The 21,314-nt window shown below is 39.7% G+C and carries 17 protein-coding genes; 13 read left to right on the forward strand and 4 right to left on the reverse strand.

Going from position 1 to position 21,314, the window contains the following annotated elements:
* Positions 1–4: 4 nt before the first annotated feature.
* Positions 5–757 (forward strand): amino acid ABC transporter ATP-binding protein, encoded by a 753-nt coding sequence (locus G592_RS0102485; protein ID WP_028246415.1) that lies wholly within the window; start codon positions 5–7, stop codon positions 755–757.
* Positions 758–776: 19 nt separating this feature from the next.
* Entirely contained in the window at positions 777–2,291 is a 1,515-nt protein-coding gene (locus tag G592_RS0102490) for a sodium/proline symporter (RefSeq protein ID WP_036951609.1), read from the forward strand.
* A gap of 59 nt (positions 2,292–2,350) precedes the next feature.
* Here G592_RS0102490 and G592_RS0102495 read toward each other — a convergent pair whose 3' ends face one another.
* Positions 2,351–4,249: an EAL domain-containing protein gene (locus G592_RS0102495; RefSeq protein ID WP_028246417.1), complete on the reverse strand. Its 1,899-nt coding sequence runs from the start codon at positions 4,247–4,249 to the stop codon at positions 2,351–2,353.
* A gap of 233 nt (positions 4,250–4,482) precedes the next feature.
* Here G592_RS0102495 and G592_RS0102500 point away from each other — a divergent pair, with 233 nt between their 5' ends.
* Positions 4,483–5,853, forward strand: a complete 1,371-nt coding sequence (locus G592_RS0102500; RefSeq protein WP_028246418.1) for an MATE family efflux transporter — start codon at positions 4,483–4,485, stop codon at positions 5,851–5,853.
* Positions 5,854–5,872: 19 nt separating this feature from the next.
* On the opposite strand, the gene G592_RS0102505 is transcribed toward G592_RS0102500, so the two are convergent.
* Together G592_RS0102505 and G592_RS0102510 are read right to left on the reverse strand one after the other, a co-directional pair.
* Positions 5,873–7,873, reverse strand: a complete 2,001-nt coding sequence (locus G592_RS0102505; protein ID WP_028246419.1) for a right-handed parallel beta-helix repeat-containing protein — start codon at positions 7,871–7,873, stop codon at positions 5,873–5,875.
* 97 nt (positions 7,874–7,970) lie between these two features.
* A complete protein-coding gene (locus G592_RS0102510) occupies positions 7,971–10,166 on the reverse strand; it encodes an EAL domain-containing protein (RefSeq protein WP_028246420.1) in 2,196 nt (731 codons plus the stop codon).
* 172 nt (positions 10,167–10,338) lie between these two features.
* Between G592_RS0102510 and G592_RS0102515 the strand changes: the two genes are divergently transcribed.
* The 8 genes from G592_RS0102515 to G592_RS16875 all read left to right on the forward strand — a co-directional run bounded on the left by G592_RS0102515 (position 10,339) and on the right by G592_RS16875 (position 17,693).
* Positions 10,339–11,712: a sodium-dependent transporter gene (locus G592_RS0102515; RefSeq protein WP_155942142.1), complete on the forward strand. Its 1,374-nt coding sequence runs from the start codon at positions 10,339–10,341 to the stop codon at positions 11,710–11,712.
* A 114-nt stretch (positions 11,713–11,826) separates the two neighbouring features.
* The gene (locus G592_RS0102520; RefSeq protein ID WP_028246422.1) at positions 11,827–12,135 is read left to right on the forward strand and encodes a hypothetical protein; all 309 of its coding nucleotides are present in this window, start codon (positions 11,827–11,829) and stop codon (positions 12,133–12,135) included.
* A 72-nt stretch (positions 12,136–12,207) separates the two neighbouring features.
* Complete coding sequence (locus tag G592_RS0102525) at positions 12,208–13,221, forward strand: metal ABC transporter substrate-binding protein (protein WP_028246423.1); 1,014 nt, start codon at positions 12,208–12,210, stop codon at positions 13,219–13,221.
* A gap of 3 nt (positions 13,222–13,224) precedes the next feature.
* Complete coding sequence (locus G592_RS15415; protein WP_036951613.1) at positions 13,225–13,857, forward strand: metal ABC transporter ATP-binding protein; 633 nt, start codon at positions 13,225–13,227, stop codon at positions 13,855–13,857.
* On the forward strand, positions 13,857–14,687 hold the full coding sequence (locus G592_RS0102535; protein WP_196801816.1) for a metal ABC transporter permease: 831 nt from the start codon (positions 13,857–13,859) through the stop codon (positions 14,685–14,687). The genes G592_RS15415 and G592_RS0102535 overlap by 1 nt, the downstream gene beginning before the upstream one ends.
* 4 nt (positions 14,688–14,691) lie before the next feature.
* A complete protein-coding gene (locus G592_RS16870; RefSeq protein WP_051194722.1) occupies positions 14,692–15,222 on the forward strand; it encodes a hypothetical protein in 531 nt (176 codons plus the stop codon).
* 717 nt (positions 15,223–15,939) lie between these two features.
* Positions 15,940–16,752 carry an ATP-dependent sacrificial sulfur transferase LarE gene (gene larE / locus G592_RS0102545; RefSeq protein WP_028246425.1) on the forward strand — a complete coding sequence of 271 codons (813 nt, stop codon included), beginning with the start codon at positions 15,940–15,942 and terminating at the stop codon, positions 16,750–16,752.
* A gap of 32 nt (positions 16,753–16,784) precedes the next feature.
* A complete protein-coding gene (locus G592_RS16875) occupies positions 16,785–17,693 on the forward strand; it encodes a helix-turn-helix domain-containing protein (protein ID WP_028246426.1) in 909 nt (302 codons plus the stop codon).
* A 154-nt stretch (positions 17,694–17,847) separates the two neighbouring features.
* Here the strand turns inward: G592_RS16875 and G592_RS0102555 are convergent, their stop codons facing one another.
* On the reverse strand, positions 17,848–18,963 hold the full coding sequence (locus G592_RS0102555; protein ID WP_028246427.1) for a 5-methyltetrahydropteroyltriglutamate--homocysteine S-methyltransferase: 1,116 nt from the start codon (positions 18,961–18,963) through the stop codon (positions 17,848–17,850).
* A gap of 160 nt (positions 18,964–19,123) precedes the next feature.
* On the opposite strand from G592_RS0102555, the gene G592_RS0102560 reads away from it, so the two are divergent.
* Together G592_RS0102560 and G592_RS0102565 are read left to right on the forward strand one after the other, a co-directional pair.
* Positions 19,124–20,023, forward strand: a complete 900-nt coding sequence (locus tag G592_RS0102560; RefSeq protein WP_028246428.1) for a LysR family transcriptional regulator — start codon at positions 19,124–19,126, stop codon at positions 20,021–20,023.
* Between the two features lie 112 nt (positions 20,024–20,135).
* Positions 20,136–21,302 (forward strand): ATP-binding protein, encoded by a 1,167-nt coding sequence (locus tag G592_RS0102565; protein WP_028246429.1) that lies wholly within the window; start codon positions 20,136–20,138, stop codon positions 21,300–21,302.
* Positions 21,303–21,314: the final 12 nt, after the last annotated feature.

Here is a 21,314-nt window from a genome sequence, read left to right on the forward strand (position 1 = left end):
TGTTATGGCTATTTTAGAGGTTAATGATTTAAAAAAGAAATTTGATAATATAGAGATTCTTAAGGGAATCACTTTTTCCATGGAAAAGGGTGAGACTCTGTCCATTCTTGGAAGCTCAGGCTCTGGAAAGACTACTTTGCTTCGCTGTCTGAATTTCCTTGAGACTCCTAACGAGGGTACCATAACTGTAAATGGTAACTGCCTGTTTGACGCAAAAAATGGTCCTCTAAGAGATGGGGATTTACGAGAAAAGCGTCTTCACTTTGGAATGGTGTTCCAGCAGTTTAATCTGTTTCCACAGTATACAGCTCTTGAAAATGTTACTCTAGCTCCAAAGCTAGAGGGCAGAGGAAAATCTCAGGAGGAGATTGTAGAAAATGGCAAGCGTCTTCTTGAAAAGATGGGACTTGGGGACAGAATGAACAATTACCCACACCAGCTTTCAGGTGGTCAGCAGCAGCGTGTAGCCATTGCAAGAGCATTGGCACTTCGCCCTGATATACTCTGTTTCGACGAGCCTACCAGCGCCCTTGATCCAGAGCTTACAGGTGAGGTACTTAAGGTAATTAAGGAGCTTGCTGAGCAGCACACAACAATGATTATTGTTACCCACGAAATCGGATTTGCCAGGGATGTTTCTGACAAAATCATCTTTATGGATGATGGCGTTATCGCTGATGAAGGCACCCCTGATCAGGTCATAGATAATCCTTCAAATGAGAGGACGAGACAGTTTTTGGCTAATTATTTAAAGTAATTTAAGAAGGGAGATTTATATGGCAACATTAGGTATCGTAATTGCGATAGTGATTTACCTTGCGGCACTTTTGATTATGGGCGCCACATTTGCCAAGGAAAATCACACAGTTGGAGATTATTATTTAGGCGGACGAAAGCTTGGCCCCTTTGTAACAGCTATGAGTGCGGAGGCATCTGACATGTCTTCATGGCTTTTGATGGGACTTCCTGGAGTAGCCTATGCCACTGGTATTTGCGATGTTTTCTGGACGGCGCTTGGACTTGGAATTGGAACTTACGTTAACTGGTTACTGGTGGCGAAGAGACTTCGAAAGTATTCTGAAAAGAATAATTCAGTTACAATACCGGATTTCTTTGAGAATCGTTTCAGAGATAAGAGTCATACACTGATGCTTATATCTTCTTTAATCATAGTAGTTTTCTTTGTACCATATGTTGGTTCAGGATTTGCTGCCTGCGGAAAGCTTTTCTCATCGCTGTTTGGACTTGATTATACAATTGCTATGATTGCCTCAGCAGCTGTTATCATCGGATACACAGCTACAGGTGGATTTATGGCAGCATCTGTTACAGACTTTATTCAGTCAATCATTATGACAATCGCTCTTATAGCAGTTGTTTGCTTTGGTCTTTCAACTGTTGATGGAATCAGCACTGTAAGCACTTACTCAAATTCATTGGACGGATATATCAGCCTTACAGCAATGCATGATTTCGAGACAGTCAGCCGTGTTTCCTATGGTGGCATTATCACTATAATTTCAACAATGGCATGGGGACTTGGATACTTTGGAATGCCTCATATCCTTCTCAGATTTATGGCTATCGAGAACCCAGAGAAGATTAAGCTTAGCCGTCGCATTTCTACTGTTTGGGTATTCATCGCCATGGGCGTAGCTATTTTCATCGGTGTAATGACAAGAACTATGGTACATGAGGGAGCAATCGGAGAGCTTGCAGATTCAGAGAGAGCTATTGTTATCATCGCACAGACACTTGCAGAGCACAGCTTTATAGCATCTCTATTGGCAGGTGTTATATTAGCAGGTATTCTTGCCTGTACAATGTCCACCTGTGATTCACAGATGCTTGCTGCTTCATCCTCAGTATCAGAAAATATTCTTCATGAGACCTTCGGAATCAATCTTTCTGAGCACATGCAGATGGTTATGGCGAGGGTGGTACTTGTTATCATTGCCGCCATTGGTGTTATCATAGCAAGAGACCCTAACAGCTCAGTATTTGGTATCGTATCCTTTGCATGGGCAGGCTTTGGAGCAGCCTTTGGACCAATTATGCTTCTGGCCCTGTTCTGGAAAAGAGCAAACAAATATGGCGCTATCGCAGGTATGATTGGCGGTGGTGTGATGATATTTGTATGGAAATTTGGTATCAAACCACTTGGAGGAATCTTCGGAATCTACGAGCTTCTTCCAGCATTCATCATAGCTTTAATCCTTTGCGTGGTAGTAAGTCTTCTTACACCTGCTCCAGAAAAGGAGATAGTAGAGGAGTTTGAATCCATAAGATAAAATAAAAAATTAAGAGCCGGTTAGATACCCTTTTAAAATGGTATCCAACTGGCTCTTATTTATTGTTCGTTGCAATATTTTATAAATTCATTAATTGGAATAGGCTTTGAATAGAAGTATCCCTGCAAATAATCACAGCCTATATCACGCATTTTTATGGCCATCTCTGCATTTTCGATTCCCTCCGCTGTGATTTCAAATCCACTCTTTTTAAAGGCTGTTATTTCACTTGGAAGAATTTCGCCAGGCTTTTTGCAGTAATCCCACACAAGGCTCTTATCCAGCTTAATATTTATAAATGGTGTTTTGCGTATGCGATATATGTTTGAATAGCCTGTGCCATAATCATCTAAAACAAATCTAAAACCGCTTTTATTAAGTAAGGCAATTTGTTTTTCAATCATGTATTCATCTACAAATGCCTCCTCTGTGATTTCTAGATGAATGAATTCAGCATCCAGATTGTTGTCCCTGACAAATGTGGTAAGGCTTTGCTCCAAATCATTTCTCATTAGCTGTATAGGTGACAGATTTACATTTATAAATGAAAGACCAAGTGCTCTGAATTCTGGAAGGTTTGCGTATTCACAGCATATTCTGAATACCTGCTTTCCAAGCTGATTGATTTTACCGTTTCTTTCAGCGATAGGAATGAATTCTCCAGGATAAAGTAAATCACCTGATGAATTTCTGATTCTAGAAAGAGCTTCAGCGCCTACCACCTTACCTGTTTTGCTGTTTACAATTGGCTGGAGGAATACTTCCACTTCATTGTTATCAATAGCAAATTCCAAAGAACGCTTCATGTCGTTTTGGGCAACGATATTATTGATATCAGCATTTTCTATAGTTATAAGCTCGTTATCAATAATTTTGTTTGGATTAGAATATGCGATGTTAAAAATACGAAGCAGGATATCCATAGGTAAGTTCTTTTCGGTCAGAGTAATGGCAGTTCCACCTATATCCCAGTATATTTCTGTATTCATGGAAATCCATGGCTGCTGGAATCTGTATAGTAGCTTTGAGTAAATCTGTGGCCATTCAGAAGGCTTGGAGCCAAAGATTATAAAACTACCTGCATCATTGTAGAATATCAGATTAGAAGGAAATTCCTTCCTGAGGTAGTTTTGTATCAAATACAGACCCTGATTTGTTTGGGCAAGACCATAGAGCTCCAGCTTATCTGTAAAATTTTTAATACCAAACACTAATGCATTAATAGATTTTTTATTATAAAGCTCTGTTATGTAATCCCTTAAGCCAACCCTGTTGAAAATAAATGTTCTTTCAATTAGGTATAAATCAGGATTTTCAAATCCTAAAAAGAGTACTATAAACGATGTAAGGGTAAAGATATTCTCCAAAAGCAGGCTTGGGAAAGCATATCTGACAAAAAGCCCAATAGAAAGCATCGTATTACAGCCAACAAGAATTTCCCATTCCCTACGCCTAATTAGTAGATGTCGCTGCTTGATAATAAGAAGGAACGACAAGAGGATATATATAGCATAGATAAAATAAAGAACATTGTATAATACACTGGCGTGATAGCCCTCATCATCTATGTAATAAAACCAATGTGTCCAGGAACTGGTCACTACAATGACATCACCAAAAATCATTGGCAATGTAATCAGATAGCGCTTAAATCCGTGTTCATATAAAGTTACATTTAAAACATTGGCTGTAAATATATGAAAAAGGAAGGCACATGCAAAGAAGGCAACAAAATAGGCACTATTCAAGACATAAAGAAAAGCATCATGATAGAACTCATCATGCATATCTGCCCAGGAAGAAATAATGTCTAAGGACATACATAGACATATTGCAGATGTAAGGTATACAAATATGAGATTTTTCTTTACTGGCAATCTTGGTAGCGAAACGTAATGACCGATTAATACTGCCATTATCATTAAGCTAGGGATTACATAACTAAAAGTCCAAACCATAGGGGTCCCTTCCAAATACTAAGCATACCATCAGCCATTATCACCACTAATCTGATGATACACTTTATTTGTGAACAAAACGTAGTATTATTATGCCCATATAAAGAAAAGAATCGTAAGAGTTTTACATAATTATCAAAAATTGAACACGATTAAATCAAATATTAAATAGATTTATTTTGTACCATCTAATAATATGTTCAAAGATAAAGAAGAGAAGGATGATATAAGGTATGAAGAGTTCTACAATTTCAAAGAGTAAGACCATTGATTTCACTGATGGAAAGCCAGCAGGCTTGATTTTACGGTTTTTCTGGCCACTTTTGATGACTAGCATGTGTCAGCAGCTTTACAACTTCGTGGATTCGATGATTGTTGGAAGGGGTATTAGTGATAATGCCTTAGCAGCAGTTGGTAACATGGGTTCACTATTTTTCCTGATAGTGGGCTTTTCATTTGGATTGGCAAATGGATTTGGTATTATGATTGCCCAAAGCTTTGGTGCAAAGGATTTTGATGAGTTACATCACAGATTAGCAGGTACTATTCAATTAGGAGTAATCTTAGCAGTTGGACTTACAATATTCAGTGTTTTATTTTTGCCTAATGCATTAACGTATTTACGAACTGATCCTATTATTTTTCAGGACAGTCTCAAATATGGAAATATACTATTTGGTGGATTGTTTGTAGGAATCACTTACAATATCTCAGCAGCTATTCTTCGTTCACTTGGAGATAGCCAGACACCTCTTATTTCCATCGTTGTTTCGTCAGTTACAAACCTTTGTCTTGATAGCTTGTTTATTTTTGTATTCAAGATGGGTGTTGAGGGCGCAGCAATTGCCACAATTATCGCTCAGATAGTGTCAGTTTTTATTTGTCTGAAGAAGCTATTCTCTATCGAGATGATTAGATTATCTAAATCTGATTTTGCAAACAACCAGAGAGTATGGTTGCTGCTTATCTCAAATGGTCTTCCAATGGCCCTTATGAACTCGATAACAGCTATTGGATGTATGGTAGTTCAGTATTTTGTAAATGGATACGGAGTAGTTTATACAGCCGCTTATGCAGCATGCAGCAAGTATCTGAATCTGTTTATGAATCCAGCGGCTACAATGGCTAATGCTATTAGCGCTTACACAAGCCAGAACTACGGTGCAAAGAAATATGACCGTATTGTTGATGGAATAAAGTTTGGCCTGAAGATTGTAACAGGCTTCTATGTAATTTTAGGTGGGGTAATGATTTTCTTCCCAGCAAACCTTGCCAGAGTGCTTCTTTCAGGAAAAGACCAGATTGATTTGGTGTGCATATTCCTTCCAACCTGTGGAATAATGCTAATTTTTTTGAACATTTTGTTTATAGTCAGGGCAGCAGTACAGGGAATGGGAAAGCCAATGCTTCCAATGGTTTCCGGAATTCTAGAGATGCTTCTAAGAACGGCAGTGATTTCAATACTTATGAGCCGAATCGGTTTTAGAGCTACCGCATTTGCGGAAATCAGTGCATGGATAGGCGCTCTTGTTATTAACGCATATGCGATGTTTAAATATTTGTTACCATCAATAAAAATGAAAAGAGTTTTGGAAGTTGAATAAACTTCCAAAACTCTTTTTTTTATGCCCATACCAAGATTTCTTTATTGCTATAATCAGCAAATGGGCCTGGTACAGGAGGGATTATTCTGTGGTCACCGAAATAATCTCTGCCGAATGTGATTGGTGTTCCATCAGGTCTTTCAAATGCCTGCTCTGGCTCGAAGGCAAGTCCAAGTGACTCTGTAGTGATGATATTTACATTGAAATTCTCAAGTACCTTTGCAAATTCACCAGTAAGATACCATTTTCCGTCCTTCTCATCTAACTTAATTCCAGGGTTGAATGTTTTGTTCTCTAAGCGATGAATTTCGTTTTTATAAATGTTTGCACCGTTAAGATATACGTTTCCGTCAATCCATACCGGAAGATGTCCGAAGTGTGCCTCAGCAAGACCACCCATATCAGGATCTGTATCTGGAGCAAATGGCTCATACCAGTCATCGTAAGTAGGGAAAATATCAAATGGTGCTGTACCTACTGCCTGGTAATCAGCATCTGCAGCAGTCTTTGTGTTATCAGTAATAGGATAGTGCTGTACAAAAATATTATTGTATATACGGTCATCTCCATGGAGAATTGTCATGAAACCAGCTACCTCAGTCCTGTGTTGGATGTGATAAGGAGTGTAACGAGGTTCACGCTGTCCATTTATAATGCTGTCTACTCCAGAGTTAATTAAACTGAAGCTTCCTAGAATCAGGTTGTGCACGCATGCAATACCCTCACTTGGGATTGTGATTGAAACAGGAGAGAGAAGCAGGTTGTTGTCGATAAGTGTAGGACCATGGCCAACTTCAACAAATACATCAGTGTTGAACATGGCACCATCAGCCTGCTTGATTCCATCTGGACGGCAGTTATCGTGCATAAGATTTCTTGTTACTCTAGCGCCCTGAGCCTCCCAGTCAAGCCATACACCCATGATGTTGTTGTGGATGTGGTTTCTTCTGATTGTAACGTCGATAGCAGCATGTAATTTAATACCAGCTGTCTCAGCACCGCCAAGCTGCTGTGAGTTGCAGATGTGGTGAATGTGGCAGTCCTCGATTGTAGAGAATACGCCACCCATACGGCCTACGATACCTGTCTGCTCGCAGTGGTGAATGTGACATCTTCTGATGATGTGATGTCCAATATTTTCCTTGAGCCATCCGTGATACTGGCCGCGACAAACAGCGTCACGCTCCATCTGAGTAGGGCTTTTTACCTTTTTAACTGTAAAATACATGTCGTTTTCTGGGTCAAGATATTTACCCAAAGAGATACCGCAGCAACGGCTTCCGTAAATCTCACAGTCCTCGATAATCCATCCCTTGCTCCAGTGTGGTCCAATCATACCATCCTGATATGCAGCTGGTGGAGCCCATGTAGTAGCAGCTTTATTGATGTTAAAGCCACTGACTGTGATGTAGTTTATGCCGTTTTCATCTGGCATGAAGCAGTTACGGCGGACAAGAATTTCAACATTTTCTTTATTTGGATCAAGACCCTGAAAGTTTGCGTAGAGAATGGTCTCGTCCTTTTCAGAATCCTGCTCTGTGAACCAAAGATAAGATGCTTCCTCTTTGTTCCATGCAAAAGGATTTGCCTCTCCCTTTTTGCATTCATCAAGAGAATCGCACTCGTACATCATTTTATTGTTAAGGAAAACTGCACCAGTGTGTCTGATGGCAGGAGAGAAGTACCAGTCTCCATAAACACGTGTAGTATATGGATTGTAATCAGCGAACACACCGTTATTTACACGTACAGTCCATAAATTTCCCTCTAAGTTTTCCCAACCAGAAATTTCCTCAGCACCTGTGATTACAGCTCCAAGCTTTTCAACTGAGCGATATACAATAGGTGCATCCTCTGTACCTGCATTTCTTGGAGTAACCTTCTCGCGATAAACACCACTTGCAACAAGAATTTCATCACCTGCTACAGCAATGCTTGCAGCATCTCCAATATTTTTAAAAGGTCTTTCCTTTGAACCATCTCCATCACGGAAAGCCTTGGCATCAACGTAGTAAATCATAGTATAGTAAAGCTCCTTTCGGTCATTTCGATACTATAATTATCAAACATATTGATGCCGTAAAACACCTAGAAAGTTTTGAATTTGCTAGGATAAACTATATTATATCCTCGAAATCTATGACGCTCATAGGCTTATGGAAATAAAAGCCCTGCATTTCAACACAGCCTTTTTCCTTAAGGAAATTAGCCTGCTCCAATGTCTCAACACCTTCAGCCAGCAAATCGATTCCAAGAAGCTGAATCATCTGAATCAGATAAGAAAGGATAATCTGTCCCTTTTCTTCGAAGCCTGGTCCAGTAAGGAAACGTAAATCAAGCTTAATGCGGTCTACTGACAATTCTTTAAGCATGTTAAGAGATGAGTAGCCACTTCCAAAATCATCCATTTCCACCTGGAATCCGTATGAACGAAGTGTATCGGTGGTTTTGTTAAGCATTGTTGAATCTGCAACATAGGCTGATTCTGTTATTTCAATGTGAAGCTGATCGAATCCTAAATCGTATTTACGAATTAAACCTACAAACAGTAAATGAATGTTAGGATTTTCTTCAATGTCATTTCGGGAAACATTGACTGATATAGTCATGCGTTTTCCAACGGTGTTCCAACGGTGAAGATCCTGACACACTTTTTCCCATACAAAGCAATCCAGCTCGTAGATTTTGCCAGAGTTTTCCAGGGCAGGAATAAATTCACCTGGGCTAATCCATCCAAGGTTCCCATGAGCCCAACGGCAGAGAGCCTCTGCTCCAATAATCTTATTTGTAGAAAAATCTACCTGAGGCTGGTACCAAACCTGAACCTCACCAGATTCAATAGCAGAAGATAAATGACCCACTATCTCCACAGCTCGCTTCTTAGATTCCCATTGATTTAGATTGTAGAATTCAAATCCTGTCTTTCCAGATTCGCGAAGTTTGCGCTCAGCAATTCTTGCGAAATCTATCATATGATCTACATCCATATTCTGGATATCATCTGGCGTAATTACATAAATACCACTACAGATTTGAACCTTGAAATTTTTACCCTGACTAATAAGGTAATTATTTACAGGCTCAACTACGTCTTTTTCATCTTCGTAGATTCTTGCGTTTCCCTCGATTCGACGAAGGATAACAAACTGGTCAGAAGTAACTCGTCCGATTGCTTCATCATCAGATAGTATTTCTTTTGAGATTTTTGCCCAGAATTTTAGAAGCTTGTCACCAGTTTCCTTTCCAAAGCTATCGTTGATAAATTTGAAATCAACGATGTTGTTATATGACAGGAAGTAAGGGACTGAAGGATTCTTTCTGAGAATATCTTCGACTCGCTTCCTGAATCCGTTCATGCTATACACATCTGTAAGCTCGTCGTGGTCAATAAGACGTCTGACGCGTTCTTCCTGTATAAGAGAGATAGAACGTTGTCTGAAAACCATAGTGCCTATTACAGCAGCGAATAGCAGGGTGCCTAAAATAATGAAAGCACCATATAGATATAGGTAATCGAAAATATCATAGTGGTATAGGCGTCGAGTTGTGTAGTCCAGGGTGATAGCTTCCACCTGTGTTTCTTTTATCTTTGAAATGCCAGTGTCAAGTCGTTTGATTATTTCTCGTCCCTCAATGGTATCCACAGTTCCAGCTTTAAATCCCATAGAGAACATGGCAGAAGGCTGGACATGAAGATTGATGTATGAAGGCTTCTGAAGCACATAGCTCCACACATAAGAGTTGTTAAGCAAAGCATCCACTTCACCCCGCTTGAGGCCCTTAACACTTTCACCTATATCATCGTAATAAACGATTTTCATTCCTGGATGGAGTTTCTGAACAGTCTCAGACACGCCTTTTAGGGAGACAGGCATACCTATCTTTAAAGAGTTTAGTGTTGGCAGAGTATCATCTTTGATAGTTACAAGAGTAAATGGAGTTTCCATTATGTTTTCAGTTACGATGGTGTTTTTTCCTTTTGCACTTTGGATGGAGCTGCCAAATGGCATAACTATATCGTATGCATTGTTGTCCAGTGCTTCCTTTAAATTTGGTTCAGTGATAGTTGTTATTTCTACATCATAGCCGGCTTCGTCTGCTACTTTCTTTATAAGATCTACACCGATACCAACAGTTTCATAGGAAACGGGGTCAACATAAAAGACTGGACAGCGGTCAGAAGGGACACCGACCACTAGAGTATCTCTGGAAGGGGCTGCCTTAGAATTAAGGAAGAGCACAGCAAAACAAAGCACAATAAATGTGCCCAGGAATGCCAAAAATATTCTTTTTCTAACACGAAGCCTGTTCAATGGTGTGCCTCCCCCAAAAAACGCCAATTTTCAATTTGAAAATATATCAAATTTAATATATCAAACGAATGAGAAAAATCTGTGATTGCAAGAAAAGTTATATCTTGGTATAATACTTCTCACGAGTGTTTAGCAGTTTAAAGTGCTAAGCAGATAAAGATGTGGAGGTAATATTTTGGAACAGGAAAATCGCGGTAGTTTTTCAGGAAAAATAGGTTTTGTGCTCTCGGCCGCGGGAGCGTCAGTAGGTTTAGGAAACATTTGGAGATTTCCTTATTTATGTGCTAAGTACGGTGGAGGAATTTTCCTTATTGTATATGTACTTTTGGCTCTTACATTTGGTTACACTATGATTGTTGCTGAGACAGCAGTAGGAAGAGCTACAAATAAAAGCCCTGTTGGAGCATTCAACAGATTAAGTCACAATAATAAGCTTATGAAGATTGGTGGCTGGATTAATGCAATTATCCCAATTTTAATTGTGCCATACTATTCTGTAATCGGTGGATGGGTTTGCAAATATCTTTTTGAATATATTCGCGGTGATGTGAATGCTATTGCTGGGGACAATTTCTTTGTAAACTTCATTACAGATGGTGCAGAGACTGAATTATGGTTTATCGTATTTACATTTTTAGTATTAGCCGTAATTTATCTCGGCGTTGAAAATGGTATTGAGAGAGTATCCAAGATTGTAATGCCTATTCTTGTAGTACTTGCAGTGATTATCTGCATTTATTCAGTTACAAGACCAGGTGCATTAAGCGGTGTGAAGTATCTTTTCATTCCTAACTTTGAGCACTTTTCAATTATGACCGTCGTTACTGCCATGGGCCAGATGTTCTATTCCCTTTCCATTGCTATGGGTATACTTATTACATTTGGCTCTTATGTTAAAAAAGAAGTAAGTATCGAGGATTCAACAAAGCAGGTAGAGATTTTTGATACAGCAATCGCTGTTATTGCCAGCCTTATGATTATCCCAGCTGTTTTTGCATTCTCACATGGAGATGAGAGCATGCTTAAGGCAGGCCCATCACTTATGTTCATCACTATGCCTAAGATTTTCGCAAGCATGGGATTTGGAAGAGTAATCGGAATCGCATTCTTCGCATTGGTACTTTTTGCAGCAGTAACAAGTGCCATCGCTCTTACAGAGAGTGCTGTTTCTACATTTGCAGATGAGTTTAAGTGGGACAGACACCGTGGTGTTAATATCATGGCTGTTATTATGTTCCTTCTTGGCAGCCTTTCTTCACTGGGATACGGCCCACTTGCTGATGTTACAGTAATCGGTATGCAGTTTTTGGATTTCTTTGATTTCCTTACAAACTCAGTAATGATGCCAATCGCTGCTCTTGCTACATGTATCTTGATTACAAAGTTCATGACAGTAGAGAAGCTTGAGGCAGAGGTGGAGCAGGAGAATCACCCATTCAAGAGAAAGGGTGTATTCAGATTTATGATTAAGTTCCTTTGCCCACTTTTTGTAGTAATTATTCTTGTAAGTGCAGTACTTAATGTGTTTGGAATCATTAGTATGTAATATTGTGTCAGTCCAGGGTCGCCTTTTTGGCGGCCCTTTTTAGTTTGATAATACTAACTTTCTGTTGCAATAGATGAACTTTTAGGCTACAATCCCTATCGAGAGGTGAGAAACATGAGAGGTACAACAGGTTTTAATCGCATACTTGCAAGTGTAGCTATTTTAGCTACTGTTCTTGTTGTGCTTGTTTCAGGTGTGCTTCTTGCTGAAAATGCAGGACATCACTGCGATTGTCAGGAACATTGTCCTGTCTGCTCACTTATTCTTCAGTGTGAGCAGAACATCAAAACTATTGGTTCAGGATTAATTGCTGTAGCTACAGTTATTTTCGTGGCTCATGCCATGACTGAGCTGGTTACAGCTTTTGAATATCAGTCTGTTCAGACTACATTAGTTTCCCAAAAGGTAAGATTAGATTCTTGATTTATGCCCTTTGCCTGCCAGTGCAGGTCTTATTTTGGTGCAAAATTTAGCGTATTTTGAAAGGATCTAATTATGAAAAAGTTAATATCGTATGTACTTACTTGTGCTTTGGCACTTTCTGTTTTTATGGGCTGCGGAGCAAACAGCGCTCAGATTTCTGACGAGGAGGTGGCTTCAGCAGGTACAGATTCTGAGGCTATCTCTGTGGTTACTACAATCTTCCCAGAATACGACTGGGTTCGCGAGATTGTAGGTGATAAGGCAGATGTGGAAATCACTATGCTTTTAGACAAAGGTGTAGATCTTCACAGCTACCAGCCAACAGCTGAGGACATTATGAAGATTGCCACATGTGATGTGTTTATCTATGTAGGTGGTGAGTCTGATGAGTGGGTGGAAGATGCCCTGAAAGAAGCTACAAATCAGAATATGCAGGTAGTAAATCTTCTGGATGTTCTCGGTTCTCAGGTAAAGGAAGAGGAAGTTGTAGAAGGCATGGAAGCTGAGGAAGAGGAAGAAGAAGGCGAAGAAGGTGAAGAGGAAGAGGTAGAATATGATGAGCATGTATGGCTTTCATTGAAGAATGCACAGACTCTTGTAGATGCTATCGCCGAGGCTATTTCTGCTGTAGATGCAGCAGGTGCAGATACATATAAGGCTAATTCCGCCAATTACAACAGCAAGCTTGCTGATTTGGATAATCAGTATGAAGCTGCTGTAAGTGCTGCAAACGTGAATACAGTGCTTTTCGGAGACAGATTCCCATTCAGATATCTTGTTGATGATTATAATATCAGCTATTACGCAGCTTTTGTAGGATGCTCAGCTGAGACTGAGGCCAGCTTTGAGACAGTTAAGTTCTTAGCTGACAAGGTGGATGAGCTTGGTCTTAAGACAGTATTTACTATTGAAAACTCAGACCAGAAGATTGCAAAGACTATTATCGAAAATACAAATTCAAAGGATGCACAGATTCTCACATTGAATTCAATGCAGTCTACAACATCGCAGGATGTTGCATCTGGAGCAACATATTTAAGTATTATGGAAGAGAACCTTAAGGTTCTTCAGGAAGGATTGAAATAAGTAATGTCAGTATTATCAGCCAAGAATCTGTCTGTGGGATATGATCGCAGCCCTGTTCTTGAAAATATTAATTTCACAATAGAAGCGGGAGACTATTTTTGTATTGTAGGGGAAAATGGTTCCGGAAAAACCACTTTGATGAAGACCATTTTAGGGCTTCAGTCACCAGTGTCAGGAAAAGTAGAGTTTGGCGAAGGAGTGGAGAAAGCCAGCATTGGATATCTGCCACAGCAGTCTGATGTGCAAAGAGATTTTCCTGCTACAGTATACGAGATTGTTCTTTCAGGCTGTCAGAATGGTCTAGGTAGGAGATTTTTCTACAGTAAAGCCCAGAAGGAAATGGCTCTAGCAAATATTGAGAGAATGGGAATTTTGGCTCTTAAGAATCGTTGCTATCGTGAATTATCAGGAGGGCAGCAGCAGAGAGTTCTTCTGGCAAGGGCACTTTGTGCTACCCAGAAGGTACTTCTTTTGGATGAGCCTGTGGCAGGCTTGGACCCACAGGTGACAGAGGAAATGTATCAGCTTATTGAGGATTTGAATAAGCAGGGCCACACCATAATCATGATTAGTCATGATATTGAGAATGTAAAGCGCTACGCTACGAAGATATTTAATGTTACGGAGGTGGCATAATGGAAAAATTAATAATGTACCTGGGCTTCCCCTTCGTCCGTTACGCCCTCATTGTAGGTGTGTTAATCGCCCTTTGCTCATCCCTCCTAGGCGTGACCTTAGTTTTAAAGCGATACTCATACATTGGAGATGGCCTTTCACATGTGGCATTTGGCGCTCTTGCCATCGCAACAGTGTTAAATCTTACAAATAAGATGATAATCATTTTGCCTCTTACAATCCTCGCAGCTATATTGCTTTTAAAGAATGGCAATAATTCCAAGGTTAAGGGAGATGCAGCCATTGCCATGATTTCTGTGGGAGCCCTGGCTTTTGGTTATCTTTTGATGAATGTATTTCCATCTTCGGCAAATGTATCAGGGGATGTGTGCTCCACACTATTTGGCTCCACATCTATCCTTACACTGACAAAAGAAGAAGTAATAATCTGCGGCATTCTTTCAGTTTTTGTGCTTGTAGTATTTGTACTGTTTTACAATAGAATTTTTGCAGTTACCTTTGATGAGAACTTCGCAAATGCGGTAGGAACAAAGGTGGATTTCTACAATCTTTTGATTGCTACTGTTACTGCTGTGATTATAGTTCTCGCCATGAATCTGGTGGGCTCTTTGCTTATATCAGCCCTTGTTATATTCCCTGCACTTTCTGCAATGAGCGTGATAAAAAGCTTCAGGGGAGTGACAATTTTTTCTGCAGCATCCTCAGTGATATGTGCCTTTATTGGAATAATTATTTCCATATTGGGAGGCACACCTGTTGGTTCCACAATTGTGGCCGTTGATGTTGTTATGTTTTTAATTTGTTTCGTTATAGGAAAGGTAAAGGGATAGGATTATGAAGAAAGTAACTGTGTTAATCCTGACTGGTTTATTAGCATTAGGGCTTATGGCTTGTGGAAAAACAGAGGCTCAGGTGGAAGATACTGTGGATGTAGCGGTAGATGATAACATTGCTCAGGTGCAAGAGGAGGATTTACAGGAGGAAGTCCCAGAGGAAGAGGTTCCTCTGGCTGACCCTTCTGTAGATTTGGATCTTACAGCCATGTCTTCCACAATGATTTATGCAGAGGTATCCAACATGATGATGGAACCGTTAGAATATACCGGCAAGACAGTGAAGATGGAAGGTATCTGTGGCACATATCAGGATGCTGAAACAGGAAAGATGTATTATGCATGTGTAATTCAGGATGCTACTCAGTGTTGCTCCCAGGGATTAGAATTTGTTTTGGATGAAAGCAAGTATTCTAAAGATGACTACCCAGCTCAGGGTGAAGAGATTTCTGTCAAAGGAACATTTTCAACCTATGAGGAAAACGGCGGTCAGTACCTGACTATGCTGGATTCTGAGTTGGTGAGTGATTAAATAGGAGTTTTTACTGATTAAGGGAAGCTGATATTTTTCGGCTTCTCTTTTATTTTGTTTCAACCTGCTTGCTACAGTTTATATGGTCTTGTCTTGTATCAAGAGCAAGCCCTTCGGGAGCTGTGCTCTCTTGACACTGCGCCAATAGCCATATAAAAGGTAATCAAGCAGGCTTGAAAACGGGACTGTGGCAGGCCACAACCTATAAAATCAAATACACTACGTGGGGGTTATATTATTTTTCTTAAACCTCACGTAGTAAAATCATATATTTGCACTAGGGACTACGTGAGGTTTTGAAAAAAAGTGAAAACCTCTCGTAGTTTTTCTTGTTTTTTGCTGTCTTAATTACGTGAGGTTTGATCCAAAATGCTAAAATCTCTCGTAGTTAGACTGATAATTAGGATCATATACTACGTGGGTTCTTATAAAAAAGCATCAAATCTCACGTAGTATACTTGTTTTTATAGGTTATGGTGCTGCCACAGTCCCAGTTTCAAGCAGGTTGAAAATAAAAAGAGATTTAGCCATAGACAAAACTTTTGAGATAAACTCTTCTTTAATCCATATAAACCTTTGAATTGGAATTATAGATAATGCCCTATGACTATATTTATAGTTAATCGAAGAATAGTAGACACCCCATCTAATTGTTGCCAATTTATTGTATTTCGCTATACTATGAGGAAAGAGAAATATAATTAGGGGTATGATTAGATGGTTCTATTAGATAAATATGAAGCATTAAAGAACTACTTCAAGGAGCTGGGCTCTGTGGCAATCGCATTTTCCAGCGGAGTAGATTCTACATTTTTGCTTTTTACAGCTCATGAGGCACTTGGCGATAATGTAATAGCAGTGACAGCTTCATCATGCTCATTTCCAAAGCGTGAATTGAATGAAGCTAAGGATTACTGCAAATCTATTGGTGTAAGACATTTTATTGTGGAATCAGAGGAGCTTGAGATAGAGGGCTTTTCTCATAATCCACCAAATAGATGCTATTTGTGCAAGCATGAGCTTTTTACAAAGATTTTTGATTTGGCAAAGAAAGAGGGCATAGCATATGTAGCTGAGGGCTCAAATCTTGATGACAACGGAGATTACAGACCAGGTCTTCAGGCTGTTAAGGAGCTTGGCGCCAAAAGTCCTCTCAGGGAGGTAGGCTTTACAAAGCAGGAAATCAGAGAGCTTTCAGCTCATTTTGGATTGCCTACTGCAAACAAGCAGTCTTTCGCCTGCCTTTCAAGCCGCTTCCCATATGGAGAGACCATTACAGAAAAGAAGCTTGGTATGGTTGATAAGGCAGAGCAGCTACTTTTGGATATGGGATTCAATCAATTCAGAGTTCGTATTCACGGAGAGAATGTGGCTCGTATCGAGTTACAGCCTGCAGATTTTAGCAGAATGCTTGATGAGGAATTGCGTTTAAGTATTTATGATGCATTTAAAGAATACGGCTTTGCGTACGTTGCGCTGGATTTACGAGGCTATCGTACTGGTAGTATGAACGAGACACTTAATATATAATATTACTAGAATGTTTTACCATAGGAGGGTTTATGGATTACAGTCAGTACGTAAAAAAAGATTTTGAAGGAATAAGCGCATTTAGTTTATCAATGGGAGCAAAGGCAAGAAGCTACAATGCACATTGGCATTCCCATGGGGAAATAATACTTGTCGCGTCGGGTGAAAATAATGTATTTAAAGTAAATCAGGATACATATCATCTGTCTCCAGGGGATTTCGTACTGGTGTGGCCACGAGAAATGCATGAAGTGATTGATGCCGATTTGGAAAATACACTGATTATTAGATTTAGTAATGCCTTTGTAAATTCGTTGTTTGATCTTCAGAGAATCATGCATTTTTATAGAAATTTGCATGTAATCTGTATCAATACACATCGTGAATTGGTGGCTAATCTTACAGCTATAGCATATAGAATGAAAGAGTATTTTATGTCTGATGTTCCTGATAAGGAGCTTAGATGTTGTATGCTCCTCATGCAGTTTATGCTTACTCTCGATGAGCACAAAAGTGAATTTGTTCCAGAATTAAGACAATTAGATGAAATTAATTCTTACGGAGATATCTACCGTAGGATGGTATTAGTTACTGATTATATAAAGAATAATCTTACAGCCGATGATTTATCTCAGGCCAGCATGGCTAAAATGGCAGGTGTAAGTAAAGATTATTTTTCTAGAGTTTTTAAGGAAACCACAGGAATGAATTATAGTAAATGGCTAAATATGATAAGGTTGGAGAAAGCCACCGAACTTTTAGCTACAGAGGATAAGCCTCTTACAGAGATCGCCATGCTTTCGGGTTTTCAAAGTATCCCTAGTTTTAACAGGGTATTCAGGGCAGAAAAGGGCATGTCTCCAGGTGAGTACCGAAGCCTGTTTGAAAAAAGTAATCCATATTTAGCAAAATATGATAATCTTCATGTCAAAAATCGATAAGTATATTTTAAAATTTCGCAATATACTTTAGTAGACGACATAAAGATTGCATGTAATCTTTATTCTGAATATTTATCACCACATTACGTGGAAGAGGTCTGGTTCAGCCCCAGGCCTTTTCTGCATTTATAGGACAATAAATGAGAGGTTTGGGTTAGCCCCAAACCTCTTCTGCTATTTCTTTTACTAATTTAAGTTTTGCCCACTGTTCTTCCTCAGTAAGCTTGTTTCCGATTTCACATGAAGCGAAGCCACACTGAGGGCTTAAGTATAATCTATCAAGCGGGATATATTTTGCTGCATCGTGAATACGTTTTATGATTGTTTCCTTGTCCTCTAGCTTTGGTGTCTTAGTGGTAATAAGACCAAGAACTACCTTCTTGTCAGGTGAAACCTTTGCAAGTGGAGCAAATCCACCTGAGCGGGCATCATCATACTCCAAGAAAAGAGCATCTACATTTTCCTTCGCAAATACGTAGTCGGCAACTGAATCATAGGGACCACTGGTGAAGAAAGTAGAGTGGTAGTTGCCTCGGCAAATATGAGATGTGATAACCAGGTCAGCAGGCTTGTTCTCAAGAGCAAGATTATTTACCTGGAGGAGTTGTTTCTTAACTTCCTCAATATCAATTCCAAGAGATGCATAGCGCTGCTTTGCTGCATCACCTACGATGGCACCCCATGTGCAGTCATCAAACTGAAGGTTGCGGCAGCCTGCCTCATAGAATTGCTTAATAACATCCTGGTAAGCAACACCAATATCCTGGATAAGCTCTTCATTTGTAGGATAAAACTTTCTTGTGGTCTCGTAGTTTGCTGGAATAATCATCTGCTGGAATGTCTGAGCAGGTGCTGGGATTGTGTATTTTGCAACTGTGTTCTCATCCTCAAACTGCTTTAAGAATTTAAAATACTCCACAAAAGGATGAGGTTTTGCCTTGATTTTTCCCACAAGATAAGTGTCATCCAAAAGGGCAAGCTCCCCGTTAAAGCTGACGCCGCCACCAGTATTTTCATGGGCAACTCCCTCAAGCCCCCACATGAAATCAAGGTGCCAGAAGGTTCTTCTGAATTCACCATCTGTGATTATGTGATATCCAAGCTCTTTCTGCTTGGCTACAACCTTTTCAATTTCTCTGTTCACTACATGATCATAGGCTGATTCAGCAATTTTTCCAGCAAGGAAATTTGCCTTTGCCTCCTTTAATGCCTGTGGTCTTAAGAAGCTTCCTACGAAGTCATATCTGTAAGGTGTCTGTATTGTACTCATTATTATGTCTCCCTTCGCTGTAATTGTCGCGTGTTTGTTGAAATGGATTATATGCCTAGTGAGTAAATAGGTAAAATATGAAAAATTGGCATATAACCATAGATAAAATCTATGATAATGATTATAATTAGGAAAAATCTATGTTAACAGGAGAAGGATAATGACTCTAAAACAGCTTAGATATGCGGTTACTGTGGCAGATACAGGAAATATTACGGAGGCGGCAAGGAAGCTTTTTATAGCTCAGCCCAGTCTTACATCTGCCATAAGAGAACTGGAAAATGAATATAATATTACCATTTTCACCCGTTCTAATAAGGGGATAGAAGTGACTCCTGAGGGGGATGAGTTCTTAGGATATGCCCGCCAGGTATTGGAGCAGACTAATCTTATAGATGAAAGATACACTGGGAAAAGCACAGGTAAACAGCGTTTTTGTGTTTCAGCCCAGCATTATTCCTTTGCAGTGGAGGCTTTTGTTGAGCTTTTGAAAAGATATGGTGGGGATAAGTACGAATTTCACATGAGAGAGACACAGACATACGACATTATCGATGACGTGGCTCACCTCAGAAGTGAGATAGGAATCCTGTATCTTAATAAGTTTAACGAGACTGTAATCAGAAAGACACTTAGGGATAATGGACTGACTTTCCACAGCCTCTTTAAGGCAAAGCCACATGTGTTTATTGGAAAAGACAGCCCACTGGCTAAGAAGAAGTCACTTACGCTCGATGATTTGAAGGATTATCCACGCCTTTCCTATGAGCAGGGCAGCCACAATTCCTTTTATTTTTCTGAGGAGATTCTCAGCACTGTGGATTGCGACAAGGAGATTATTGTAAGGGACCGTGCTACACTTTTCAACATGCTAATTGGTCTCAATGGATATACAATCTGTAGCGGTGTTATCAGTGAGGAGCTAAACGGCCCAAGCATCATAGCCAAACCTTTGAAGGTGGATGACTATATGGAAATTGGATATATCCTGCCTTCTGGAATAACTCATTCAAAGCTGACAGGTAATTATATTGAGATGCTTAAGGCCAGCTGTAGGTGATGTTATTTGACAAAAGGAAGGAAAGCAAATATTATATAGCTACCTAGTTAGTCGATAGGAGAATAAAGCAGATGCTAGCCATCTGCTTTTGCTATGTATAAGAGGAACGTTAATGAAAGAAATAACATATAAAGAATTAACAGAGCTTCAGGAAGGTAGCTACATTCTAGTAGATATCCGCAATGAAGGTAGTCTAAAATATGGCATGATTCCTGGTGCTGTAAGCATTACACATGAGTTATTTGATACTGATTTGGATGGTGTTGTGTCTCGCCTAGATAAATCAAAGCAGATTGTTTTATATTGCACCAGAGGACAGGTTTCAATAGAGGATGCGGAGCTTCTTTGCGACAATGGTTTTGATGCAGTAAGTCTCAAGGGTGGCTATAACAGCTATCTTTCCGCACTTATGGAGCAGCAGGATGCAGAAGGCGAAGCTGAGCTTCACGCTCAGACTGCTGAAATAGAGAAGAGTATTAGAAAGAAATTTCATAAGACATTGTTTTCTCCTTTTGCCAGAGCTTGTAAGGAATATGAACTTATCAAAGAGGGAGATCACATCTGTGTTTGTATTTCAGGTGGTAAGGATTCCATGCTTATGGCAAAGCTCTTCCAGGAGATAAAACGTCATCAAAAGGTAAATTTTGAGCTTACCTTCCTTGTGATGGATCCAGGCTATAGCGCAGTCAATCGTCAGCTTATCGAAAGCAACGCGAAGCTTATGGGAATCCCTATTGTCATTTACGAGAGTGATATTTTTGATGCTGTAGACACAGTAGAAAAGAATCCTTGCTATCTCTGTGCAAGAATGAGACGTGGTCATTTGTATTCAAAGGCAAAGGAGCTTGGATGTAACAAGATTGCATTGGGACACCACTATGATGATGTTATAGAGACTATCCTCATGGGCATGCTTTATGGTGCACAGGTTCAGACTATGATGCCGAAACTTCATTCAACAAACTTCGAAGGTATGGAATTGATTCGTCCACTTTATCTTGTGCGCCAGGATGATATCATCGCTTGGCAGCGTTACAATGGACTTCACTTCTTACAGTGTGCATGTCACTTTACAGAGACCTGTGACAGCTGTTCGGTGGATGGCACCAGCGCTTCAAAGCGTCTTGAGACAAGAAATCTCATTGCTGAGCTTAAAAAGACTAATCCGTATGTGGAGTCAAATATCTTCCGCAGCGTGGAAAATGTAAATCTGGCTACAGTAATAGCATACAAGCAGGATGGCGTGAAGCATCATTTCCTTGATACCTATGATGAGTAAAAAAATAAATAT

The organism is Pseudobutyrivibrio ruminis CF1b (assembly GCF_000424005.1).
Taxonomy (GTDB): Bacteria; Bacillota; Clostridia; order Lachnospirales; family Lachnospiraceae; genus Pseudobutyrivibrio; species Pseudobutyrivibrio ruminis_C.